General features: G+C 64.0%; 23 protein-coding genes. 6 read left to right on the top strand and 17 right to left on the bottom strand.

Annotated elements, in window-relative coordinates:
• Positions 1-45: 45 nt before the first annotated feature.
• The 9 genes from BUC36_RS10020 to BUC36_RS09980 all read right to left on the bottom strand — a co-directional run bounded on the left by BUC36_RS10020 (position 46) and on the right by BUC36_RS09980 (position 7,826).
• Positions 46-1,392, bottom strand: coding sequence for an SLC13 family permease (locus BUC36_RS10020; protein ID WP_073274212.1), 1,347 nt, complete (start codon positions 1,390-1,392; stop codon positions 46-48).
• Between the two features lie 75 nt (positions 1,393-1,467).
• Positions 1,468-2,211 (bottom strand): hypothetical protein, encoded by a 744-nt coding sequence (locus BUC36_RS10015; RefSeq protein ID WP_073274210.1) that lies wholly within the window; start codon positions 2,209-2,211, stop codon positions 1,468-1,470.
• Between the two features lie 27 nt (positions 2,212-2,238).
• Entirely contained in the window at positions 2,239-2,649 is a 411-nt protein-coding gene (locus tag BUC36_RS10010) for an ACT domain-containing protein (RefSeq protein WP_073274208.1), read from the bottom strand.
• A gap of 30 nt (positions 2,650-2,679) precedes the next feature.
• Positions 2,680-3,396, bottom strand: coding sequence for a hypothetical protein (locus tag BUC36_RS10005; protein WP_073274206.1), 717 nt, complete (start codon positions 3,394-3,396; stop codon positions 2,680-2,682).
• Between the two features lie 87 nt (positions 3,397-3,483).
• Positions 3,484-3,969, bottom strand: coding sequence for a hypothetical protein (locus BUC36_RS10000; protein ID WP_073274204.1), 486 nt, complete (start codon positions 3,967-3,969; stop codon positions 3,484-3,486).
• Positions 3,970-4,216: 247 nt separating this feature from the next.
• Positions 4,217-4,684: an ecotin family protein gene (locus BUC36_RS09995; protein ID WP_073274201.1), complete on the bottom strand. Its 468-nt coding sequence runs from the start codon at positions 4,682-4,684 to the stop codon at positions 4,217-4,219.
• Positions 4,685-4,726: 42 nt separating this feature from the next.
• Positions 4,727-5,938: a c-type cytochrome gene (locus tag BUC36_RS09990; protein ID WP_073274199.1), complete on the bottom strand. Its 1,212-nt coding sequence runs from the start codon at positions 5,936-5,938 to the stop codon at positions 4,727-4,729.
• A gap of 318 nt (positions 5,939-6,256) precedes the next feature.
• On the bottom strand, positions 6,257-6,955 hold the full coding sequence (locus BUC36_RS09985) for a thiol:disulfide interchange protein DsbA/DsbL (protein ID WP_073274197.1): 699 nt from the start codon (positions 6,953-6,955) through the stop codon (positions 6,257-6,259).
• A 214-nt stretch (positions 6,956-7,169) separates the two neighbouring features.
• On the bottom strand, positions 7,170-7,826 hold the full coding sequence (locus BUC36_RS09980) for a c-type cytochrome (RefSeq protein ID WP_073274195.1): 657 nt from the start codon (positions 7,824-7,826) through the stop codon (positions 7,170-7,172).
• 131 nt (positions 7,827-7,957) lie between these two features.
• Between BUC36_RS09980 and yihA the strand changes: the two genes are divergently transcribed.
• On the top strand, positions 7,958-8,587 hold the full coding sequence (gene yihA / locus BUC36_RS09975) for a ribosome biogenesis GTP-binding protein YihA/YsxC (RefSeq protein ID WP_073274828.1): 630 nt from the start codon (positions 7,958-7,960) through the stop codon (positions 8,585-8,587).
• Between the two features lie 21 nt (positions 8,588-8,608).
• Here the strand turns inward: yihA and BUC36_RS09970 are convergent, their stop codons facing one another.
• The 6 genes from BUC36_RS09970 to BUC36_RS19210 form a co-directional block, all read right to left on the bottom strand.
• The gene (locus BUC36_RS09970) at positions 8,609-8,818 is read right to left on the bottom strand and encodes a hypothetical protein (protein WP_073274193.1); all 210 of its coding nucleotides are present in this window, start codon (positions 8,816-8,818) and stop codon (positions 8,609-8,611) included.
• Between the two features lie 15 nt (positions 8,819-8,833).
• The gene (locus tag BUC36_RS09965) at positions 8,834-9,280 is read right to left on the bottom strand and encodes a tetratricopeptide repeat protein (protein WP_073274191.1); all 447 of its coding nucleotides are present in this window, start codon (positions 9,278-9,280) and stop codon (positions 8,834-8,836) included.
• Positions 9,281-9,855: 575 nt separating this feature from the next.
• Positions 9,856-11,685 carry an adenosylcobalamin-dependent ribonucleoside-diphosphate reductase gene (locus BUC36_RS09960; protein ID WP_073274189.1) on the bottom strand — a complete coding sequence of 610 codons (1,830 nt, stop codon included), beginning with the start codon at positions 11,683-11,685 and terminating at the stop codon, positions 9,856-9,858.
• Between the two features lie 262 nt (positions 11,686-11,947).
• Positions 11,948-12,916 carry a ribose-phosphate diphosphokinase gene (locus tag BUC36_RS09955; RefSeq protein WP_073274186.1) on the bottom strand — a complete coding sequence of 323 codons (969 nt, stop codon included), beginning with the start codon at positions 12,914-12,916 and terminating at the stop codon, positions 11,948-11,950.
• Positions 12,913-13,557, bottom strand: a complete 645-nt coding sequence (locus BUC36_RS19215) for a dienelactone hydrolase family protein (RefSeq protein WP_073274184.1) — start codon at positions 13,555-13,557, stop codon at positions 12,913-12,915. The genes BUC36_RS09955 and BUC36_RS19215 overlap by 4 nt, the downstream gene beginning before the upstream one ends.
• Positions 13,554-14,210, bottom strand: a complete 657-nt coding sequence (locus tag BUC36_RS19210; protein WP_073274181.1) for a phosphoribosyltransferase — start codon at positions 14,208-14,210, stop codon at positions 13,554-13,556. Before BUC36_RS19210 ends, BUC36_RS19215 begins: the two co-directional genes overlap by 4 nt.
• A 78-nt stretch (positions 14,211-14,288) precedes the next feature.
• On the opposite strand from BUC36_RS19210, the gene BUC36_RS09940 reads away from it, so the two are divergent.
• Positions 14,289-15,326, top strand: a complete 1,038-nt coding sequence (locus tag BUC36_RS09940) for a hypothetical protein (protein WP_073274179.1) — start codon at positions 14,289-14,291, stop codon at positions 15,324-15,326.
• Between the two features lie 398 nt (positions 15,327-15,724).
• On the opposite strand, the gene polA is transcribed toward BUC36_RS09940, so the two are convergent.
• Positions 15,725-18,463, bottom strand: a complete 2,739-nt coding sequence (gene polA / locus BUC36_RS09935) for a DNA polymerase I (RefSeq protein WP_073274176.1) — start codon at positions 18,461-18,463, stop codon at positions 15,725-15,727.
• Between the two features lie 358 nt (positions 18,464-18,821).
• Here polA and BUC36_RS09930 point away from each other — a divergent pair, with 358 nt between their 5' ends.
• Both BUC36_RS09930 and BUC36_RS09925 read left to right on the top strand, forming a co-directional pair.
• Entirely contained in the window at positions 18,822-19,115 is a 294-nt protein-coding gene (locus BUC36_RS09930) for a hypothetical protein (protein WP_073274174.1), read from the top strand.
• Positions 19,116-19,432: 317 nt separating this feature from the next.
• A complete protein-coding gene (locus tag BUC36_RS09925; RefSeq protein WP_143186929.1) occupies positions 19,433-19,891 on the top strand; it encodes a hypothetical protein in 459 nt (152 codons plus the stop codon).
• A gap of 6 nt (positions 19,892-19,897) precedes the next feature.
• Here BUC36_RS09925 and BUC36_RS09920 read toward each other — a convergent pair whose 3' ends face one another.
• Entirely contained in the window at positions 19,898-20,785 is an 888-nt protein-coding gene (locus BUC36_RS09920) for a metal ABC transporter solute-binding protein, Zn/Mn family (RefSeq protein ID WP_234994941.1), read from the bottom strand.
• Between the two features lie 148 nt (positions 20,786-20,933).
• On the opposite strand from BUC36_RS09920, the gene BUC36_RS09915 reads away from it, so the two are divergent.
• Entirely contained in the window at positions 20,934-21,671 is a 738-nt protein-coding gene (locus BUC36_RS09915; RefSeq protein WP_234994940.1) for an ATP-binding cassette domain-containing protein, read from the top strand.
• A complete protein-coding gene (locus BUC36_RS09910) occupies positions 21,672-22,472 on the top strand; it encodes an iron chelate uptake ABC transporter family permease subunit (RefSeq protein ID WP_084535789.1) in 801 nt (266 codons plus the stop codon). It begins immediately after the preceding gene.
• The last annotated feature ends 125 nt before the right edge of the window (positions 22,473-22,597 follow it).

Genomic DNA, 22,597 nt, shown 5'->3' with positions numbered 1-22,597 from the left:
ACCGGGCGCCGCTGCGGAACCGGCAGCAACCGCTGCCGGGCTCGCCTAGGCCAGCAAGCTTACCATGATCCACAACAGCGGAATCGCCGCCAGGTTCAGTATCAGACCAGCGCGCAGCATCTGCTCCTGGCGGACCATGCCGGTGCCATAGGCCAGGGCGTTGGGGGGTGTCGCCACCGGCAGCATAAAGGCACAGGTGGCGGCCAGGCCGACGCCGAAAACCAGCGGGTAGGCGATGCCGGGATTGAACTGTTGCGCCAGCGCATAGATCACCGGGACCAGGATGGCGGCACTGCCGGTATTGGAGGCCAGTTCGGTGAGAAAGATCATCAGCGCGATACAGGCGGTAATCAGCAGCCAGCCAGGCGCGTTTTCCAGTCCGCCCAGCAGGGATTGGGCCAGCCACAGTGAGGTGCCGGTCTGCTGCAGTATTGCGGACAGGCACAGGCCGCCGCCGAACAGCAACAGGATGCCCCAGTTGATCTGTCGCTGCAGGTTCGGCCATGTGATCAGGCCGAACAGCGGTGCCGCCGCGGTGATTGCGAGCCCTACCACTGCGTCGAAACTCTTGCCCAGGTCCAGCCAGCGCGTGAGCAGGCCGGAGAAACTCCAGCACAGTACCGCCGTCACGAACAGGATCACCGCACCGACGGCGCCGGCGCTCCACTCCTGCGTGGCCACGTCGACCTGCTGGATTTCCGCCTGTTCCCGGTCCGGTCGCAGCACCAGCCACAGCACCGCCAGTACCAGCGGGAACATCGCCAGGGTCACCGGCAAACCCACTTTCAGCCAGCTGACGAAATCCAGCTCGAGCACCCGCGCGGCAATGGCGTTGGGCGGGCTGCCGACCACGGTGGCGAGACCGCCGATATTGGCGGCGTAGGCGGTGCCGAGAATGGCGAAGGTGCGGGTGCGCGGGTGTGCATCATCCACCAGTGACAGCGCAATCGGCAGCATCATCGCGGTGGTGGCGGTATTGCTCATCCACATGGACAGGAAGGACACCGTGGCGAGAAAGCCGATCAGCGTCGGCCACAGATGCCCGCCACCGAACTTGAGCACCCGCGCGGCCAGCCGCCGGTCTATGCCGTGCGTATTCAGTACCGCGGCCAGCGTAAAGCCGCCCATGAACAGAAAAATAATGGTGCTGGAAAAGGGCGCGAGCGCATCCGCCGCCGGCATCAGCTTGCTGAAATAGGCCGCGGCGGGCACCAGCAGTGCGGTCACGGGAAGCGGGATGATTTCGCTCATCCACAGCCCGGCGGCGGCGAGCAGAATAAACAGCCCCTGCCGCTCGGGCCCGTCGCCGACGAGGCCGGTGGCGAGCAATTGGGACAGCAGCAGCCATGCGGCAATGATTAACAGCTTGAGTGGCAGGGTCAGGTTCTGCACCGGGGTACTCCGCGCGATTGTTATCTTCGGCTAAAGATAACAAACAACGCCGCGCCCCCTGCTCACCCGATTGTGTCAGGCGGCGAGATCCAGGTCGGGAAAGGCCTTGCTGACTGCGGTGACGACTTTCTCGTAAGCGGAGTCGGGGCAGAAATCACCGTGGGCGGCCAGGAAGTGTAGGAACGGCAACTGCAGCACGCGCTGGAAATCCTCCTCCAGCCAGTGTGCCGGATCACAGCCCTCCGGCGTCATGCGCAGGCGCCAGGTCGGTGCCACCTGCATGCCGCGGCGGAAGCCCGCCAAGCGCAGCAGGTTGCGGCCGCACCAGCTGCAGCCGTGCCACGACTGCCAGAACTGCAGCGCATCGCAGCTGAGCAGCAAGCCGCCGTTCAGCGGCACCCACAACACCGCCTCCGGAAAACGGCTGTGGGAGAATTCGACGAAGCGGCCACCGGGTACCGGGCAGTCGCCGCCTTCGCGCAGCAGTGCATCGGCCATCGGTGGATAGAAATCGGAGTCGGCCTGACGCCAGAAAGTGATGTTGAAGCGGTCGCGGTAGTAGAGGTCGTCGCAGCCGTGGTAGTAACCCAGACGCACCGCGTGGCGCAGGGTGCCCAGGTCCTGCAGTTTTTCTTCCTGCTGCGGGCGCAGGCGCAGCGGATTGACCAGCGTCAGCTCATCACCCCAGCGGACGATGGCCATATTGCGGTTGATGATCGTCGCCGGTGCCAGTCTGGAGGTACCGGGCACATAGAAAAAGTCGGGCAGAAGCCGGCGGATTTCACCGTGGGGCTGGGGCGGAGGATACTGGATCCGCATGGCGGTACCGCGCTGGCCGCAGGCGACTCAACTGTACTGCGCCCGGTTGCAGATCCCTCGCAGTAGCTGCAGCGCCTGTTGAGCTTTTTCCTGTGGCACAAATACGTGATCGTGGCGCAGGGCCGCAACGACATTGGCGCTGATGCCTGCGTTGGCAAGTTCCCTGCTGATGGCGGCAGTGAGACCGACCGCATTGAGGCTGGAGAATACCTGCAGGGTGATCTGGCAAAAACCGCCGCTCGCCGCCAGGCCCAGCTGCCGGGCCAGTATTTGCGGCACTATGGCACTGAGCCCTTCGCGCTCGCGAAAGACACAGAGGCAATCGCCAATTAATTCACTCAGCTGGGAGTCCGGTACCTGGCAGAAAACGTAAACCTCATCCTGCATTTGTGGATCCAGGTTCTGTAGTAGCTTTTCCAGACAGACTTCTGCATTCATACCCTGTTGTCGCCACGACCATGTCGGTGTTTAGTTGCTTTTTGTTTTGCGCGCGCTGCGACCGGCACTGCCGCTCGAAAACTCGGTAAACTCCTCGCCCTCAAATTCAGGCTCACCTTCCGCCGGCGTCGTGTCCACGTCTATTTCAGCCGTGGGTCGTGCATCCCGCTCCCAGCGGTCCAGCGCCAGGTCGATATCTTTTTCCAGATCCAGGCTGGGAAAATCCGGACAGGGTGCATCTTTTTTCGGATCGTGCCACGCGGACAGCGGCGCCAGAAATACTACCAGAGATTTGTGCAGGCGGTTGTTGCCGATACTCGCCTCGGTCCAGGTGGTCTGCCAGGCAAACTTTCCCTTAACCGCGTAATCGCTTTCGTAGGATTTGAGTGTCAAAAAGTAGGGATACAATTTGCCGCCCCGGCAAACAATGCGTCGCTCGGTTTTTATATTGGTCATTTGCGTGAACGGATCGAAATACCAGTTGATATCGTAGCCGTAGGCAAATCGCATTTGTCCCCCGCGCTCGAGAAATGCGTAGGAGCGCCCGGTGCCGTCGGCCTTCAGGCTCCAGACGTGACGCGCTTCGCCGTCGCGGGAAATCAGCCAGGCCCCCACCCACTGACCCGCTTCAAAGCGCGATTCTGTTTCCCAGCCGGCCGCCGTTTCATCAGCGGGGGGATCGGCGGCCAAGGCCAGGCTGCACGCACACAGAAATGTCAGCGTGAGAATAAAGCGTCGCTGTATCACTGCTTTACTCCAGGTCCGCTTTACTCTTCCGTGAAATTTATTTCCCTCTCGTTCAGTCGTTCATTTGCGTTGTGGGAACGGATTGTGTCAACTCGCCAGGTCGGGGCAGCTGCTGCCGGCCCGCGGCGTGTTCCAGCTGCTCAGGCGGCGCTGAAAGCTCAGCAGGCCGCCGCCATCCTGCAGCCAGTGACGACCGTCCACTACCGAGAAGTCTAAGGTGACCGGACTCCAACCGGTAAAGCTCACCGCAATCACACCCGCGGTGCAGCGCACCGAGGCGCCGGTGCGCACGCGCACGCGATCGCCCTTCAGTTGCCAACTGATGGCAAAACCGTGGGACAGGCGGCCACTGGGGTGAAAGCCGTATGCAAATCCGGAGCCGTCGGCGTGCAACTGCCACACCAACTGATCATCGCCTTCACTGACGACCAACCAGTTACCCGCCCACTGGCGCTGGGCCGATTCCGCGGCGGCGGCCAAAGGCAGCAACAGGAATAGCAGCAGGATGACTGCATGCGCTTGGAGAAATGAGATCAATACACGGATGGACGAGGGGTGACGCAACAACTTCATGCGCAACTCTGCTGTGTTTGACCGGAAGGCAGAACTTCGGGCCCGGGTTTCTGCGACAGGCGGCGCTGGTCGCCGCCGATTTTCCTGTCCGGGGTACCGCGCGGCACGCCGGCATGAAAAATCGCTTAGGCGCTATTTTTCACGTCCCTTGTCAAATAAGGCTAGACGCAAAATCCCACCGTGGCAGCAGAAGCTTCAAAAATATTTATTCAGGCGCCAGTCCGGGCCTGGCGTGCGCCGTGCGTGATTATTCGGTGCGCGCTTCCGAGAGTGTCTTGTCCGCGCGCCAGACGCGGTATTTGAGTTCCACGCCCTCGGGCACGTATACGACCAGGGGCAGGCGGCTGTTGTAGGGCAGCATCAGCTCGTCGCCGCGGACCCGGACGAATCGCCGCACTTTTCTGGAGTCCGGGGGGCAGGCTTTCAGCGTGGTCGGGCCCAGCTGCAGATCGGAAAGTACATAGTAGGAATACCCCCAGCCGGCCACGGTTTTGCGCTGAAGCCGCGCGCTGTAGCTACGCAGGTTACAGTCGACCAGCTCGACCCGCCCCGGAACCAGTTCCACCATAAAGCGGCCTTCGTTCGCCACCTTGGGCAGCCGTATTACCTGGCGCGGCTTGCCGTCCAGCGAGGCGGGAAAGGCATCCAGGTCGGCTGCGTCTGCCGCAGGAAAAAGGCAAAACAGTGTGGCGAACAGGGCATAGCGCAGTGCCATGGCGACCTCCCTACCTCTGTGACGTGCTGGCGCGTAAATCTTTTATAGTCTAGTCAGTTTTCGGCGCCGTAGGCCGAACCACAGCAGCAGACCCAATGCCAGGGCGGCGGCGAAAAGAAACGCGGCCCACAGGTAATAGCGATGGGTCCCGGCGGGCGGTTCCAGGCCGGCGCGGGCCTGGTTGAGCGACCCGCGCAGACGCTGGAACGCGGCAATCACTTCGGCGTTGGGCGCGTCGCCGAGGATCGCAGTGCGCAGTCCCTGCCAGTATTCGGACAGCTGCGCGGCCAGCGGGGCATCGCGCTCCGCCAGTTGTTCGCGCACCGGCAGGTAGCCTTCGCGAAAGGCGAGCATCAATTTGTGATAGGCACTGGCGGTGTCGCCGGCGCGGTAGGCGGTCTGCGCCAGTTCGAGCAGACCGTCGGCGCGGGCCAGTGGGTGTTCCAGCGCCCGCACCCGCTCCGGGTGCCCCCGCGACCACAGCAGCGCGGCGGCGGCATCGTCGGGCAGCTCGACCGGCCGCGTGGTGGCCATGCCGGGCAGGCCGATCAGCGCCGGGTAGCGCTGGGCCAGGTCCGCCGGCGGCGGTTCATCGCCGGCCACCGCGAAGTTGGCGACGGTGACGGCCAGCGCCCAGCGCTGGGCGCTGCTGAGATCACCGTCGATACGCGCAGCGTGTACCGCGTCGGCGAGCGGATCCAGGGTGTTGTAGAGGTCGTAGAGGCTGAAACTGGCCATGCGCTTCGGGTCGCTCAGGTCCGGTGCGCCGGCGCGGCCCTGGCCGCCGGCACCGTGGCAGCCGGCACAGCGCTCCCGGTAGAGGGGCCGGGCAAAGGCCGCCGAGGGCAACGTTTCCGCTGGTGAGCGCTGCAGCTGGTAGAGTGCCGCGAGGCGGTCGGCGGCGGCATTGGCGCGGCGGCGCACCTGCTCGCCATCGCGCTTTTCGGCAATGGCCACATCCAGTTCCAGCACGCTGTTTTCCAGCGCTGCGCGCCCGGGCTTGTCCGGTAGCTGGCGCACCAGCTCCAGAGCCTGCGCCAGATAGCGGCGCTGCTGCTGATATAGGGAATTGTCCTGAATTTCGCCGCTCTTCACCGAATCACCGTAATCCACGGCGATATAAGAGAGGAGATTGCTGGCCTGGGCGGCGAGGGGTTCCCGCTGCGGCGCGTCCTGCGCTAGCACCGCCGGCGACAGCCACAAGCACAGGCTCAAGAACAGGCTCAGACGGGAAACTGACCGGTTGCGTCGCATCGGAAATTCTTTTTCTGGATTCGGCAAAAGGTTAGCAGGCCAACGCCAGAAACGGCGCCGAAATGAATACAAAGTGCTGTTCGGTCGCACCATTAGCAACCGATGGGCACACGAAACGCCACGGACTACCGTTTTGCACAGCCGAAGGCTGCTCCCGCAGGGGTGAGCGGTTCGGCGTTCCGAGCCAGGAATGGCCCGACAAATTTGTCTGGAACAAATTTGCGCAGCCTGGGGCTGCCCGCGAAGCGGGCGAGGCACAGGGATGTGCCGAGCTACAAAAAACCCCGCTCGCGGCGGGGTTTTGGATTACCGAAGCGATCAGCCGCGCTCGGCGCGCTCCTTGGCAATCAGGTAGTCTGCCACCTGCAGCATCAGTTCCTGACCATTGCTCTTGCCTTTCAGGCCCGGCAGAGAGGTGCTGATACGGTACTTGCCGGCCACTACCATTTCCGGAGTGCCGGACAGCTGGTAGGCGCGCTGATTGGCCATACCCTGCTTGACCTTGCTGTTGACGGCGAAGGAGTTCATCAGCTTGGCGGCCTTGGCGCCATCGGTGCCATGCTTGTTGAACAGCGCCTCGATCGCCGCCAGATCGGCGTTCCAGTCGCGGCCGTCGCGGGTGGCGAACATCTTGCGCTGGTTGTTGACCGCGTTGAAGATCGGTGCGTGCATCGTGTCCAGCACGCCCATGGCGTCGGCCACGTAGTACATGCGGGCATGCACTTCCATCACCGGCTGCCAGATAGCGGGGATCTTCAGCAGCGTGACGTCCTCCGGGACGTCTTTCTTCCAGGTGTTCAGGGACGGCTCGAAGTGGTAGCAGTGGCCGCAGCCGTACCAGAACAGCTCGGTCACCTCGATCTTGCTGTCGTCTTTCTGCGGCACCGCCTCCGGCAGGACCTGGTAGTGCTGACCGGCCTTGAACTCACCGCTGTCCTGGGCACAGGCGACCAGGCTGAACAGCATTGCCAAAACCATGGCGAATCCCTTGAACAGGGGGGCGACGACGGCTCTCATAAGTCTTCTCCAACTTTATTTTTTCGACCCGGGGGCCTCATTAGTACTCAATAGACAGCGCAGATTATTTAAGTTCCCGCGCGCACAAGCAAGGATCCTGGCCAATAAATGCACAATTTGGCAGAAATGCGTTGATCGAGCCGGATCCAGGCAGTTATCGGGCACAAAAAAGGCCGGTCTGTGACCGGCCTTTCGGTAGCTAGACGCGCTGCGATCAGTCGGTCAGGCCCGCCACATAGTTGGCCAGCGCCTTGATCTCCGCGTCGGACAGCTGCTTGGCCACGGTGCGCATCATGCGGGTGTCGCCATCGTTGGCGCGAGTACCCTCGCGGAATGCCTTCAGCTGGGTCTCCACATACTGGGCGAACTGACCAGACAGGCGCGGGTAGCCCGCCGGCGCATTGCCCACGCCGGTCGGCGAGTGGCAGCCCATGCAGGCCGGCACGCCGGTTTGCGAGTTGCCGGCGCGGAACAGGTCGCGGCCCAGGATCAGGCCGTCTACGCTTTCGCCACTGTTCAGCATCACGGAAATGGCCTCGGAACCGGCCAGCTGAATCTGCTGGGAGGCGAAGAAAGCGGCCATGTCCTGCAGGTCCTGCTCGTTGAAATTGTCGAGCTGGCCGATCATCTGTGGTACCGGGCGCGCACCGCTCTTGATATCCATCAGCTGCTTGGCCAGGTATTTCTCACCCTGTCCCGCCAGCTTCGGGAAGGTCGGCGCCGGGCTGTTGCCGTCGGCACCGTGACAGGCGGCGCACTGAGCGGCCTTCGCCTTGCCCGCGGTGGCATCTCCGGCCGCCATGGCCAGGGGTGCAGTCCCCAGCAGAGCCAGACCGAGAGCCAGAGCGGTGTTCTTTATAATGCTGTTCATACGTCGTCCCATTGCGCGCTGAAATATGGCATCTGCGCCGCCCCCAATAGTCCTGCGACGCGTAATCCGCGGCATTATATACTTGCGCGCCAAGCGAGTGTACCGAATCAGCAGACTAAACCATGCCAGATATGCAAACCGAACCCCATCCGGAAAAACTCAACTACCGCACTGTGCAGTTCCTCACCAGCGCGCCGACCCTGGCGGAGTGCCCCGAGGACACCGGTGCCGAGGTAGCCTTCGCCGGGCGCTCCAACGCCGGCAAGTCCAGTGCGATCAATGCCCTGACCGGCAACAATAAGCTGGCGCGCACCTCCAAAACACCGGGGCGCACCCAGCTGATCAATTTCTTCCGCGTGTCCGACCAGCAGCGCCTGGTGGACCTGCCCGGTTACGGCTACGCCAAGGTGGCGCGGTCGATGAAGGACGAGTGGCAGCGCCACCTGGCCTTCTACCTCGAGAAGCGGGAGTGCCTGCGCGGCCTGATTCTGCTGATGGATATCCGCCAGCCGTTGAAAGAGTTCGACCTGCAGATGCTGACCTGGGCGGTGCAGTCCGGCCTGCCAGCACACATACTGCTGACCAAGGCCGACAAGCTGAAGAATGGTCCCGCCAACAACACCCGCTTTGCGGTGGAGAAGGCGCTGAAGGAGCAGGGGCTGGATACCGGGGTGAGCGTGCAGATCTTCTCGTCGACCAAGAAGACCGGCCTCGACAAGCTGGAGCGCAAGCTGAACGCGTGGCTCGCGCTGGAGCAGTGAGATCCGCCCCGCCCGGGGCTTTTACCAGCGTGCCCTGCCGAGACCGGCGCCGCCATCCCGATCCGGGCCCGACAACAGCGACCGCAGCAGTAGCCGCCGCAATTGCCGGCGCGCCTGCGGGGTCAGGCCGCGCAGCTCTTCGGCGCGCAGGCGCCGCTGGGCCAGCAGCAGCACCAGCGTTTCCTCGCGTATCTCAATCTGCAGAAATTGCGCTGACTCGACGGCGTCCATGCGGCGATCGCCGGCTCAGTGCAGGCGCCGGGCGCCGGCGCTGTCCTTCGGCCAGGGCTGCGGCGCCGCCGCGTGCGGCTGGCCGGCGTAGAGCGTGCGGATGCAGTCCGCGGTGACCTGGTAGTTACGGCGATCGTGCAGCTCCCGCGCCAGCAGCGAACTGGCACCCACCAGTATGTAGTTGGCCGGGCCGGATTCACCGTTCCGGCGGTAGGCCGCCATCAGCTGGCGGGCAGTGTCACTGAAGCGCACCGCCGCGACCGCATAGCCCGGCCAGTGCTCACCGAGCAGGAAACTGGCCAGGTCGAAGGCGCAGCCCAGCAGCGGAATAGCCTCGGCGTGGTTGCCCTCTTCACAGAGAGTGGCGCCCCTCTCGACCCAATCCAGCCACGCCTGTTCCGCGCGCCCGCTATCGGCCGTCAGCCACTGGCGGTGATTGGCACAGAGAAATCGTAACTTCACGGCGAAATCCTCGTTTGACCTGCGAGCAGGTTATTGCGAATCATTATCGTTTGCAACAAATCAAAGAAGAAGCACGCGCCTGATTTCTTGTCGCCGCCGCGGGACGGCGGCCGCCGAATACAGCGGGCATAAAAAAAGCCGGTAGATGGGGACTACCGGCTAGGGGTTAGTGCCCTTGGGGACGGGCACTTACAGACGCACCCAGGGGGACGGATGCGCCTGTGGGTTCACACCCACAAAATCTTTCTGCTCCCAACCAGTACAACATTAGGCTCGCGACGCCCGTTTCCCCAGTAAATCGGTGACCGCTCGCACGGAAGTAGCACAAAAATAGTAGCGCTTTTTACGCCGCTGTTCCGCCAGTGGATTCCAATCGGGGCAATAGCCACTGTTTATACCGGGCAAAAAAAAGCCCCGATGTTGGGGAGGTTTCGGGGCCGGGGAAGCTGATTGTGTTGGGGGTTTGAGGAGCAACAATGATTTGTCTATTTAGAGGGGCGCCACATAAGGTGGTTCCTTTGCATTGAGTAAAGAAGCGTTAACGGCCGGCAGTGGCGCAGATGTCCCTGTGGGTATCACTCGCCCTCCCGCTCGATATCGCAGCAGTGACCGGCCGGCTGCTCGGCACCGCTGGTCAGGACCGACTGGGTGATGGGATTGGGGCGGAAAGTGGTGCAGCCCTTCAGACCCAGCTCGAAGGCCTCGCGATAGAGGGATTCGAATTTTTCGAAAGGATAATCCGCCGGAACGTTCACTGTTTTCGAAATTGCATTGTCCACAAATGGCTGCAGTGCCGCTTCCATTAGAAGATGGGCCCGCGGCGACAGGCTGCGCGCCGCGACAAAAGTCGGCGGCAAGGCGCCGCAATTGCCGCCCGAGTCGCACCAGAGCCGGTAGGCGGGATCGACGATTTCGAACTCGCGGTAGGCGCCGGTGGCGGTCAGCACCCGGCGGCGGTGGCGAAAATCGAACACCGGTTCCACGCCACTGGAAACGCAGTTCGCCAGCAGGCTGATGGTGCCGGTGGGCGCGATCGCTATCAGGTGACTGTTGCGGATGCCGCGCTCGGCGATGGCGCGCTGCAGCGCGTCCGGCAGCGCTCGGATATCGGCGCCGCGCAGGTAGTCATCGCGCTGGAAGAACGGAAATGTGCCTTTCTCCTCTGCCAGCGCAATGGCGCTGCCGTAGGCGCTGTCGCGCAGGGTGCGCATGACCCGTGCGGCCAGGTCCCGCGCCGCGTCGCTGTCGTAGTGCATGCCCAGGGTGATCAGGGCGTCGGCAAGACCGGTGATACCGATGCCGATCCGCCGGCTGCCGCGGGCCTGCTGTTCCTGCGCCGGCAGCGGATAGCGGGACAGCTCGATGACGTTGTCGAGCATGCGCACCCCCAGGGCCGCGCAGTCGCGGATGCCGTCCCAGTCCAGCCGCGCGCGGTCGCTGAAGGGTTCGCGCACGAACCGCGTTAAGTTGATCGAGCCCAGATTGCAGGCGCCGTACGGCGGCAGCGGAATCTCGCCGCAGGGGTTGGTCGCGCTGATGTGCTCGCGATAGTAGAGGTTGTTGTGCCGGTTGATCTGGTCGATAAACAGCACCCCCGGTTCGGCGCAGTCGTAGGTGGCGTGCATAATCTTCTGCCACAGCTGCCGCGCCGGCAGGCGTCGCAGGACCCGACAGGGCACGACGTCGGCTGCGCCACTCCAGCGGCGCGGAATCAAGTCGCCGCCCTGCCCCTCCAGCTGGCGGTCCGGGAATACCAGCGGCCATTCTTCATCGCCGGCCACTGCCGCCATGAAATCGTCGCTGACCAGCACCGACAGATTGAAGTGGCGCAGCTCGCGGGGATCCCGCTTGGCCTCGACAAACTGCTCTATGTCCGGGTGATCGCAGCGCAGCGTCGCCATCATCGCGCCGCGGCGGCTGCCGGTAGACAGCAAGGTCGCGCACATGGCATCCCAGATACGCATAAACGACACGGGTCCCGAGGCGACAGTGCCGGTGTGCTGCGCGCAGCTGCCGGCCGGCCGCAGCGTGGAAAAGTCGCAGCCGATACCGCCGCCCTGCTGCATGGTCAGCGCCCCCTCCTTGAGGCGCTCGAAAATCGCCTCCATCGAGTCTTCGATGGTGCCCATCACGAAGCAGTTGAACAGGGTGACCCGGTGCCCGGTACCGGCGCCAGCGAGAATGCGGCCGCCGGGTAGAAAGCGGAAATCCGCCAGGTTGTGGTAGAAGCGCTGGGCCCACAGCTCGTGCTGGCGAGGCTCCACCGCAGCCAGCGCATTGGCGAGCCGGCGCCAGCTGTCCTCCAGGGTCTGGTCGAGGATGTGCTCACCGGCGCGTCCAATGCCCCGGTGGCGGTACTTGGTCGCCCAGATAAACTCGGAGATTTCGCAGTCGAAGCGCGCCATCTGGACCCGTTAACCCCTAGCCCGGATATTGCACCAGGCCGCTTGATATTCCACTTAAGTCTTTGATTGGAAGAAATGTCTTGGGTTTTCACTCAGGTACAAGTTGTTACCCTCCACCGCTGGCCACGCCCTCGCTTGATCTCTGCACGCTCAGTACATTTTTGCGGCTAATACGTGCAATAAGCATGCATATACGCCGCAAAAATGTACCGAACGCACAGACCTCGGCGCGATCATCGCGGCCCCTGATGCAACATCCGGGCTAGACACTGAGCTGAGTCGCCGGGCCGCTGTCGTGCAGACGGCGGATCGCCTCCGCAATCAGCGGCGCGCAATCGACAACCCGCAGCTTGCCAGCGCCGGCGGCCTGCGGCAGCGAGTTGGTCACGGCGACGGCGTCCAGCGGCAATCGCTGGATATCGGCGAGCGCATTGCCACAGAACTGGCCGTGGCTGGCGAGCGCGATAATGCGACTGGCGCCGCCATCGCGAATGGCGGCGGTGGCGCGGGACAGAGTGCCGCCGCCGGCGATCAGGTCGTCGACGATCAGAACGCTGGCCCCCCGCACCTCGCCAACCAGCACCCCGCCGCTGAGCTGGTCGCCGCTGCGGTACTTTTCCACGAAGGCGCGGCCTATGTCCCGCTGCAGCCGTTCACCCAGGGCCGTGCGGAACGCCTCGGCCCGTTTGACGCCGCCGACATCCGGCGACGCCACCACCAGCGGGCGCTCATCGCCGGCGAGCTGTTCCGCGGCGAAATCCACGAACAGGGGCTGCGCCGGCAGGTGCAGGGTGCGGCAGCGGAAGGCGTTCTCGAAGGCGGCCTGGTTGTGTACGTCCAGGGTGACTACCGCGTCGGTGCCGAGCGACTCGAACAGGCTGGCCAGGTAGCGGCTCGACAGCGGATCGTGCAGCTTGGTGCGCCGGTCCTTGCGCGCGTAGCACAGGTAGGGAATCACCGCCGTCACGCGCGCCGCGCCGGCGTCCCGCAAGGCGCCGATAAAAAACAGTACGCGCACCAGCCGCTCGTCGACACGGCCGTGCTCGGCGCCATACAGCGACTGCACCAGGTAGACGTCTGCGCCCTCCACGTCGTCCAGTGGCCGCAGCTTGTGTTCGCCGTCGACAAAGTCGCGCTCCTCGTGCGCGGCCAGGGGTTCACCGAGCGCGGCGGCCACGCGGCCGGCGAAGTCGGCGCCGGCATCGAGACTGAACAGCTTCAGGCGACTCATGACAGGTGCAGCCGGAACCAGTCGATGGCGAGGCGCACGACTTCCTCGAGGGTGCCGGGCTCCTCGAACAGGTGCGTAGCGCCCGGAATAATCTGCAGCTGCGGGCTGTTGACCATGCGCGCCGCCGCCTCCTCGTTCAGTTCGATCACCTGGGTATCATCGCCACCGACGATCAGCAGGGTCGGCGCCTTTACCAGCGGCAGATCGGAACCGGCCAGGTCCGGGCGGCCACCGCGGGACACCACTGCCTTCACCAGTAGCGGGCGCTCGGCGGCGGCAATCAGCGCCGCCGCGGCGCCGGTGCTGGAGCCGAACAGGCCGAAATGCAGTTTTTCCGTTGTCTGCTCGTGGGCAACCCAATCCACCGCCGCCGCCAGGCGCCGCGCCAGCAGATCGATGTCAAAGCGGTATTCGCGCGTGACCTCATCGATCCGGTGTTCGTCGGCGGTGAGCAGGTCGAACAGCAGCGTGCCGATACCGGCGTCATTCAGCTGTTCGGCGACCATGTTATTGCGCGGGCTGAAACGGCTGCTGCCGCTGCCGTGGGCGAACAGCACCAGGGAGCCGGTACCGTCCGGCAGGGCCAGGAACCCTTCCAGCTGTTCACCGGCGGCATTCACCAGTACTTCGCGGCGATTCATGGGCTGTTCCCCTGCAGGTCTTCCGCTTCGCGCATCATGGCGATGACCTGCTCGTCACTTAGCTGGGAAAAGTCGTGGTACCAGGCGCCAATGGCCCAGAAGGATTCCGGCGTCATCAGGCACTCGATCCGGTCCACGAGGCTGGAGAAACGGTGCAGCGAAGACGGCGGCGCCACCGGCACCGCCAGCACGATGAAGGCCGGCTGCTGCTGGCGCACCGCGCGCGCGGCCACCTCCATGGTGGCGCCGGTGGCGATGCCGTCGTCCACCAGGATCACGCAGCGATCCTTCAGCTCCGGCCAGGGCTTGTCGCCGCGGTAGCGCTTGGCGCGGCGCTCCAGTTCCGCCTGCTCGGCGCGCGCCACCTGCTCCAGCGCCTCGTCGCTGATGCCGCAGCCGCGCACCACGTCGTCGTTCAGCACCCGCACACCGCTGGCGATGGCGCCCATTGCCAGTTCCTCGTGCCCGGGCACCCCCAGCTTGCGCACCAGCATCAGGTCCAGCGGCGCGTGCAGCGCGCGCACCAGCTCCAGCCCGAGTGGCACACCGCCCCGTGGCAGGGCGAGCACGATCACGTCTTTGCGGTTCGCATAGTCACGGAGCGCTTCCGCCAGCATGCGGCCGGCCTCCACGCGGTTCTCGAAGGGCGTCATCACAACTTGGCCCCCGCAGAAATCAACGGTTGGGTAATAAAACTAGACTAGCAAACAGGATCCCCGACTAAGTGCGCTATGAGCGACCCTGCCGTCAACATTCCGGGCCTGGAGGATAAGACTCGTTTTCTGCTTGCGCCCGGCAGCTATCCGGAGGCGACGACATCGGTGCGCCTGGTGGAAACCCATATGGCGCGGGTGTTCCTGACCGATCACTTCGCCTACAAGATGAAGAAACCGGTGCGCTCCAGCTATCTGGACTTCAGCAGCCTCGACAAACGCTATGCGGTGTGTCGCGAGGAGCTGCGGCTGAACCGGCGCCTGACCGACAATGTCTATCTCGACGTGGTGGCCCTGCGCCTCGATGCCGACGGGCGACTGGCCCTGGCAGAAGGTGCCGGTGTACCGGTGGAGTGGCTGGTGAAGATGCGCCGCCTGCGCGAGGACGCCAGCCTGCCGGCGCTGATCGACAACGCGACCGCGCAAACCCTGGCGCCGCTGCTGCAGCGGCTGTGCGACTTCTATCTCGACGCCGAGTCGATTTCGTTGAGCGGACCCCAGTACCTGACGCGGCTGCGGCACCAGTGCGAGGACTGGCGCGATCGGCTGCTGGCGCCAGACCTGGTGCGGGAACTCGCGCTCGACGCGGGGGAAATCAACGATATTGCCGCGGCACTGCTGCACTTTCTCGGCAGCGCAGCGGAACTGCTCGGCACGCGCGCGGCAGCGGGCAAGATCGTCGAGGGTCACGGCGATCTGCGCCCTGAACACTGTTTCCTGACGCAGCCGCCGCAGGTGATCGACTGCCTGGAATTCAACCGCGTCCTGCGCTGTGTCGATCCGGTAGATGAACTCAGCTACCTGGCACTGGAGTGCGAGCTGCTGGGACGGGCCGACCTCGGCGATGCGGCGCTGCAGAGCTACTATCGCTGCTGCGGCGACCGGCCGCCGCCCGCCCTGGCGCGCTTCTACCGGGCCTACCGCGCCCTGCTGCGCGCGCACCTGGCGGCGGCGCATCTGCAGGACGGCGAACTGGCGGAACCGGACAAATGGAAAAACAAGACGCGTTTATATCTGCAGGCGGCGCGGCGCTATTCCTTGGATGGGAACCCCTGAAAAACGTAGCGAGCGGGGGGCTGGTGGTGGCCGCCGGAGCGGAGTAACCGGAGCGTACTTCTAGTACGTGAGGATTGCGACCGGGCTGGCGCACCAGCACCGCCGGACGCCGCCAGGCACACGCGCAGTAGTTTTTCAGGGAGTTCCCAAAAAAAATGCCCCGGACTTGGGGGAGCTCCGGGGCAAACATCTGACTTCCTTGGGGGATGATGACGCATTCCAACGATCTTGCATTTTTAGAGCGGCTGTCGCCGGAACGGTTCCCCGCTTTCCGTTAAAAAGTGTAAAAATTTTGATCAATGCACATAATTTGTCGCCGTATTCCTTATCTTTGCACATGGCAGCGTCAGACGGCTCCGCGCGGCAGCCATAAAGCACCCGCGCAGCAACCGTCGCCGTCAGTGCGCCTCGTCCCAGCTGGTCCCCTGGCCGAGATCGACGATCAGTGGCACATGCAGTTCGGCTGCGCCCTGCATCAGCTCGACGATGCCCGCGGTGACCTGCTTCACTTCACTGGCCGGTACCTCCAGCACCAATTCGTCGTGCACCTGCATGATCAGCTTGCTGGCCAGCCCCTGCTCCGCCAGCCAGGCGTCCACCGCGATCATCGCGCGCTTGATGATATCGGCGGCGGTACCCTGCATCGGTGCGTTGATCGCGGTGCGTTCGGCAGCCTGGCGCTGCATGCCGTTGCGCGAGTTAATCTCCGGCAGGTACAGGCGGCGGCCGAACAGGGTTTCCACATAGCCCTTTTCCGACGCCTGCTTGCGGGTGTTCTCCATGTACTGCAGCACACCCGGGTAGCGCTCGAAGTAGCGGTCGATATAGGTCTGCGCATCGGCGCGGGGAATGCCCAGCTGCTTGGCGAGACCGAACGCGGACATGCCGTAGATGAGGCCGAAGTTGATCGCCTTGGCGCGGCGACGCTGCTCATCGCTGACGTCGTCCGCTGCCACCTCGAACACTTCGGCGGCGGTGGCGCGGTGAATGTCGGCGCCCTGGGCGAAGGCATCGACTAGGCCCTTGTCGCCGGACAGGTGCGCCATGATGCGCAGCTCGATCTGCGAGTAGTCCGCGGCGATGATCACGCTGCCGCCATCGACGCGCGGATCGGCGGTGAAGGCCTGGCGGATACGGCGGCCCTCTTCGCTACGGATTGGGATGTTCTGCAGATTCGGATCACTGGAAGACAGGCGCCCGGTGGCGGCCACCGCCTGGTGATAGGAAGTGTGCACGCGGCCGGTGGCCGGATCGATCATCAGCGGCAGCTTGTCGGTATAGGTGTTCTTCAGCTTGGCCAGGCCGCGGTACTGCATGATCAGCGCCGGCAGCTCATGGCTCAGTGCCAGTTCCTGCAGCACCGGCTCGGCGGTGGAAGGCGCGCCCTTGGGGGTCTTCTTGATCACCGGGATCTGCAGCTTGTCGAACAGGATGGCACCCAGCTGCTTGGTGGAGCCGAGATTGAATTCCTCGCCGGCGACGGCGAAGGCCTGCTGCTCCAGTTCGCGCATCTTCTGTTCCAGCTCGCTGCTCTGTGCCGCCAGCATCTTCGCGTCGATATAGGCGCCGTTGCGCTCGATGCGCGCGAGTACCGGCAGCAGCGGCATCTCGATCTCATCCAGCACCATTTCCAGCGACGGCTCCTTGGCCAGGCGGCCGGACAGCTCGCGGTGCAGGCGCAGGGTGATATCGGCATCCTCGGCCGCGTAGGGACCGGCCTTGTCCAGTTCGATCTGGTTGAACGTCAGCTGCTTGGCGCCCTTGCCGGCGATGTCCTCGAAATGCACCGTCTTCTCCCCCAGGTACTTTAGCGCCAGGCTGTCCATATCGTGGCGGCTGGCGGTGCTGTCGAGCACATAGGATTCCAGCATGGTGTCACGTTCGATGCCGCGCAGCTCGATGCCGTAGTTGGCGAGGATATGGCTGTCGTACTTCAGGTTCTGGCCGACTTTCTTCTGCTTGTCATCTTCCAGCAGCGGTTTCAGCTTCTGCAGCACCTCGTCAAACGGCAGCTGCGCGGGCGCCCCCATATAGTCGTGCGCCAGCGGCACGTAGGCCGCCCGGTAGGGCTCCACCGCGAAGGACACCCCCACCAGTTTCGCCTGCATGTAGTTAAGGCTGGTGGTTTCGGTATCGAAGGCGAAGATGTCAGCTTCTTGCAGCTGCTGCAGCCAGGCGTCGAAATCCGCCATCTCGGTGATGATGATGTAATCGCGCTCGACCGCGTCGGCCATGGCTTCCTCGGCCGGCTCGGCGGACAGTTCCTCCAGCCAGCCGCGGAATTCCAGCTCGCCGAACAGTTCGATCAGTTTGTCGGTGTGCGGCTCCGCGTTGTGCAGCTCCTGTGGGTGATAGGGCATCTCCACATCGGTCTTGATGGTGGCGAGCTTGTAGGACATATCCGCGGCGTCGCGGTGCTCCGCCATCTTTTTGCCGAGGGTCTTGGCGCCGCGGAAACCCAACGGCGCGATCGCATCCAGGTCGGCGTAGATCGCCTCGAGTCCGCCCAGGTTCTGCAGCAGCGCCAGCGCGGTCTTTTCACCGACGCCTGGGACGCCGGGAATATTGTCGGCCTTGTCGCCCATCAGCGCGAGGAAGTCGATGATCAGTTCCGGGCCTATGCCGAACTTTTCCCTGACGCCGTCGCTGTCCATTTCCGTGTTGGACATGGTGTTCACCAGCGTGATGCCGGGGCGCACCAGCTGCGCCATATCCTTGTCGCCGGTGGAAATGATCACCTCGCGCCCCTGCTTCTGCGCTTCCAGTGCCAGGGTGCCGATCACGTCATCCGCCTCGACGCCGTCGACGACCAGCCGCGGCAGCCCCATGGCGTCGATGACGTCGTGGATCGGCTGAATCTGTTCGCGCAGGTCGTCGGGCATCGGCGGCCGGTGGGATTTGTAGTCGGCGAAGAGCTCGTCGCGGAAGGTCTTGCCCTTGGCGTCGAACACCACCGCCACGGTGCTATGGGGATGCTCCTTCAGGTGGCGGCGCAACATGGCGATCACGCCGCGCACCGCACCGGTCGGCTTGCCCTTGCTGGTGGTCAGCGGCGGCAGGGCGTGAAAGGCGCGGTACAGGTAGGAGGAGCCGTCCACCAGGATCAGCGGGGCGGCGTTGCTGTTCTTGTCAGTCATAAATCTTCGGAATCAATCGTTGGAATGTTTGTGCGAGAGGCGGTGTGGAATGGCCGATAGCATACCGTCCTTCGTCGACTTTTTCTTCTCGCGGCGCCCGCCTTTTTTCCGCACACGGAGTGCAACTTTCCACGCGAGAAGGGCCGCTTTCACTTTGCCGCGCCGACAGCGGCAGTCACCGCAGCGGCGTCAAAGCTCGCGCGGCGCCATCTAGGCTTCCTTCACGGTAACGACATGTGTTGTTCACGAAATCATCCGCAAGCCGTTAATTGCCGGCAACAGCCGCGCAGTGTAATGGGCGCCCGGCTACAGGACGCCGGGCTTCAGCACAGCAGACACCAGAGGGAAGGGATAGACCATGAAAGGTGTGATATTGACCGGATTTCTGTTCGCAACCGCCACTGTCGCCGCGCCGACAGTAGCCGCCGCCATCGATCCACCGGTGATTGTCGCCGACCTGCAGCGGGACGCGACGGAAAAGCTGGAATTGAGTGACAGGCAGCGACGGGAATCGCTGCTACAGGACGTCAAGCGCCGCCAGGATGAATCGCTATTGCAGCGGCAGATGCACCAGCTGGAACAGCTGCGACAACAGGCGGAGCGCGATGCCGCGCGGGCCGAAAAGCTGCAGCGGCTCAAAGAGAATTCCTAGCGCAATTTGCGCCCCGCTCGCCCCACCCGCTGTCGCGGCCACACCGCGGCAGCGCACACCATTTTTTCACTATTCTCCTGCACGCCCCGCCCCACCTGGACAGGAAACACCATTTGCAGAGTCCCCACCATGCATGCCCTGCGGCCCTGTGCCAGCAGCCCGCCGCCCGCTCGCCACGGCTTCACTCCGGCGCTCGGTGGATGGCAGTCACCGCAGGTCGCCGGCCGGCAAAGCGGGGGACTTCTAGGCTTTTATAGAGCGAATCCTGCCGCGTGCAGCGGCCGCCGCTGACCGGAAGTTATCGAGAGGATGTAACCATGAGTTGTACGAGTTTTTGCCACCTATTGCTGTCATCCGCTGTGCTTGTCGGGCCGTCGCTGGCGTCCGCCGACACGATCGAGCGCAACAACAGCGAAGCGACACTGCCGGGGGAGATGGAGTACATCGAGGTCATCGGCGAACCCGAGACCGATGACGAGGCGCGTGAGAAGGCGCAGCAGGCGCGCGAATTCAGGCAGCGACAGCAGAAGCGCAGCCGGCTGGAACAGGTGCAGTCACTGAAGTTGCGTCAGCAGCAACTGCTGGACAGATTCCGTACCGAGAAGGAAAAGGCGCTGGCCGCAGAGCGCGACAGGCGCGGCAATTCCACACAGGAGGCCGCCCGCGCCGAGGAACTGCGTCTGGAGCAGGAGCGAAACCGCGCCGAGGAACTGCGCCGACTGGAAGAGGAGCGGCTGCGCACCGAGGCGAAAGCGCAACAGCAGGAACCCTCCTGAGTGCGCCTAGCCGGCGCTGCCGACGGGCGTCGCGTCCGGCACTTCGGCCAGACAGCTGCGCGCCTGCGCCAGCAGCTGCTCGACCAGGTCGCGATAGCTGGCATTTGCTGGCAGCCGTTCGGCGAGCGGGTCCAGAGCGGCGTAGCGCAGGCCGAGATTCGCCGCAGTCTGCCGGTCGCGGTCATTTTCCGGCACCTCGCCGAACAGACAGCCATCGCCCCGCCCCTGTAACTGAAGTAGCGCGCGGGCACCGTGCCCGCCCTTACCGCTGTCACTCAGCGCTTTGGTCACCACACCGGCGGAACCGAAAAAGTGCCCATAGGCATCGTGGGTCACGACGATGGGTACATCCCGATAGGCCCACAGGGCCCGGTCCAGCACCTTCTGTTGATTGGCCATGGCGCGGGAAAAGTCCCGCGCGCGGCTGCGGTAGAGCTCAGCCTGTTGCGGCTGCAGCTGGCCCAGGCGCTCGGCGATCTGCGCGGCGATGATCGCCGCATTGCGCGGCCGCAGCCACAGGTGCGGATCCGTCGCCGCGGCACCCTGATACTCGTAGCTACCGCTGGCGAGCAGTTCGAGCTGCTGTTCGGCGGGCAGCAGCGCCGCCTGCCTGGCCAGGACACTCTCCAGCTGTGGCCCCATCCACACCACCAGCTGCGCCCGCTCCAGCGCCGCGCGCGCCGATACATTCGGCGCATAGTGGTGTGGATCACCGCTGCTGATCAGCACGCGCAGCGGCATATCCGCGCCGACAATCTCCCGTGCGATCAGTGCCAGTGGGCGGATGCTCACCACCAGTTCCCTATCGGCGGTTGATGCGGGGCGGTCACAGGCGGCGAGCAGAACGAGGCACAGGGACAGGGAGAGGCGCTTGAGGAAAAACATGACGGACATTGGGCGGCAAAAAACTGCGATATAATCACACCCGGCCTGCGCCTGCCAGTCATCCAATCCCCACGCCTTTCGCGGAGAATTCGCCCTGAGTCATTCCGAGCCGCTCATCACCGCCGACAATCTCGGCCTGGAAATCGCCGGCCGCCAGTTGCTGCAGAACATCACGCTGGAACTGCAACAGGGCGAGATCGTCACGGTTATCGGACCCAATGGTGCCGGCAAGACCACACTGCTGCGCCTGCTGCTGGGCCTCACCAAGGCGACCGACGGCAGGGTGTGGCGGCGGCCGGATTTGCGTATCGGCTATATGCCGCAGCGGCTGCAGATCGATGCGTCCATGCCGATGTCGGTCATGCGCTTCCTGCTGCTGGGGCAACCGCGCCTCGGGGCCGCGCAGGCGCAGGCGGCACTGCGGCGCGTCGGCGCCGGACAGCTCGCGGATGCCAAGCTGGCGGACCTTTCCGGCGGTGAAATGCAGCGCGTGCTGCTGGCGCGCGCCGCGTCGCGCAAGCCGCAGCTGCTGGTGCTGGACGAGCCAACCCAGGGCGTCGACGTCGGCGGCCAGGGCGAGGTGTACCAGCTGATCGCCGCCTTGCGCGACGAGCTGGATTGCGGCGTGCTGCTGGTTTCGCACGACCTGCACCTGGTGATGGCGGCGACCGACCGGGTGCTTTGTATCAACCAGCACATTTGCTGCCACGGCCACCCGGAGCAGGTCAGCCGCGACCCGGCCTACCTGGAACTCTTCGGCGACAAGGTGGCCCCCTACACCCACCAGCACAATCACCAACACGGCCTGAGTGGCGATATCGTCGGGGCGCAGCGCTGCGATCACTCCGCGCGTCAACCGCACACTCACTCCGCCAACCAAGACGAGCGTAAATAAGTGGCCCAATTCGGCGAATTGCTGCACAGCCAATTTCTCTGGTACGCCCTGGCCGCCGGCCTGCTGGTGGCGCTGGTCAGCGGCCCGCTGGGCTGCTTTGCCGTGTGGCGGCGCATGGCCTATTTCGGCGATACCCTGGCCCACTCGGCACTGCTCGGCGTCACGCTCGGTTTCGTGCTGCAGGTGATGCCAACGCTGGCCGTCGGCGCCACCTGCTGTGTGCTGGCGTTACTGCTCGTCTATCTGCAGCGCCACCAGAAGCTGGCGGTCGACACCCTGCTGGGGATACTGTCCCACTCGATGCTGGCGCTGGGTATCGTCACGGTCAGTTTGTTCAAGATCAAAGTCGACCTGCTGTCGCTGCTGCTCGGCGATCTGCTCGCCGTCAGCGGTCGCGATCTGGTACTGATGCTGGCCGCGGCCGCACTGATTGCCGCGCTGCTGTATTTTCTGTGGGAAAAGCTGCTGTCTTTTACCCTGCACGAAGAGCTTGCCGCGGTGGAGGGTGTGCCGGTGGAAAAAATCCGCCTGGCGCTGATGCTGATGCTGGCACTGCTGATCGCCATCGCCATGAAAGTGGTCGGCGTACTGCTGATCACCGCGCTGCTGATTATTCCCGCCGCCGCCGCGCGGAAATTTTCCAATACGCCGGAGCGCATGGCCGGTCTCGCGTCGGCGATCGGCTGTGCGGCAGTGGTACTCGGACTGCTGGCATCGATCCTGTGGGATACACCGGCGGGGCCATCTATCGTGCTGGCGGCCGGGATGATTTTTCTCGGGTGCCAGTTTCGCAAAGCCTGACTCCTCATCCCGCAGTAGGAGGAATTTTGACCTAACCAACTGGTACATTCGTTAAGCTTTATTCTAGATTTGCGACCAAGATTGCACTGCAGTCGTGATCGCCCTCACCAATCCCCTCAATAATT

It is taken from the genome of Microbulbifer donghaiensis, assembly GCF_900129095.1.
Lineage (GTDB): Bacteria > Pseudomonadota > Gammaproteobacteria > Pseudomonadales > Cellvibrionaceae > Microbulbifer > Microbulbifer donghaiensis.
This window is presented reverse-complemented; position numbering and strand designations above follow the sequence as displayed.

Bases quoted from the DNA above. Each gene is read 5' to 3' on its own strand.
- BUC36_RS10010 (WP_073274208.1), bottom strand. From the start codon at position 2,649: ATGAATGCAGAAGTCTGTCTGGAAAAGCTACTACAGAACCTGGATCCA.
- BUC36_RS09990 (WP_073274199.1), bottom strand. From the start codon at position 5,938: ATGCGACGCAACCGGTCAGTTTCCCGTCTGAGCCTGTTCTTGAGCCTG.
- BUC36_RS19215 (WP_073274184.1), bottom strand. From the start codon at position 13,557: ATGAATCGCCGCGAAGTACTGGTGAATGCCGCCGGTGAACAGCTGGAA.
- BUC36_RS19210 (WP_073274181.1), bottom strand. From the start codon at position 14,210: ATGACGCCCTTCGAGAACCGCGTGGAGGCCGGCCGCATGCTGGCGGAA.
- BUC36_RS09970 (WP_073274193.1), bottom strand. From the start codon at position 8,818: ATGGACGCCGTCGAGTCAGCGCAATTTCTGCAGATTGAGATACGCGAG.
- BUC36_RS09980 (WP_073274195.1), bottom strand. From the start codon at position 7,826: ATGAACAGCATTATAAAGAACACCGCTCTGGCTCTCGGTCTGGCTCTG.
- BUC36_RS09960 (WP_073274189.1), bottom strand. From the start codon at position 11,685: ATGGCGCGCTTCGACTGCGAAATCTCCGAGTTTATCTGGGCGACCAAG.
- BUC36_RS09995 (WP_073274201.1), bottom strand. From the start codon at position 4,684: ATGGCACTGCGCTATGCCCTGTTCGCCACACTGTTTTGCCTTTTTCCT.
- BUC36_RS09955 (WP_073274186.1), bottom strand. From the start codon at position 12,916: ATGAGTCGCCTGAAGCTGTTCAGTCTCGATGCCGGCGCCGACTTCGCC.
- BUC36_RS10000 (WP_073274204.1), bottom strand. From the start codon at position 3,969: ATGAAGTTGTTGCGTCACCCCTCGTCCATCCGTGTATTGATCTCATTT.
- BUC36_RS10015 (WP_073274210.1), bottom strand. From the start codon at position 2,211: ATGCGGATCCAGTATCCTCCGCCCCAGCCCCACGGTGAAATCCGCCGG.
- BUC36_RS09930 (WP_073274174.1), top strand. From the start codon at position 18,822: ATGAAAGGTGTGATATTGACCGGATTTCTGTTCGCAACCGCCACTGTC.
- BUC36_RS09920 (WP_234994941.1), bottom strand. From the start codon at position 20,785: ATGTCCGTCATGTTTTTCCTCAAGCGCCTCTCCCTGTCCCTGTGCCTC.
- BUC36_RS09985 (WP_073274197.1), bottom strand. From the start codon at position 6,955: ATGAGAGCCGTCGTCGCCCCCCTGTTCAAGGGATTCGCCATGGTTTTG.
- yihA (WP_073274828.1), top strand. From the start codon at position 7,958: ATGCAAACCGAACCCCATCCGGAAAAACTCAACTACCGCACTGTGCAG.
- BUC36_RS09940 (WP_073274179.1), top strand. From the start codon at position 14,289: ATGAGCGACCCTGCCGTCAACATTCCGGGCCTGGAGGATAAGACTCGT.
- polA (WP_073274176.1), bottom strand. From the start codon at position 18,463: ATGACTGACAAGAACAGCAACGCCGCCCCGCTGATCCTGGTGGACGGC.
- BUC36_RS09925 (WP_143186929.1), top strand. From the start codon at position 19,433: ATGAGTTGTACGAGTTTTTGCCACCTATTGCTGTCATCCGCTGTGCTT.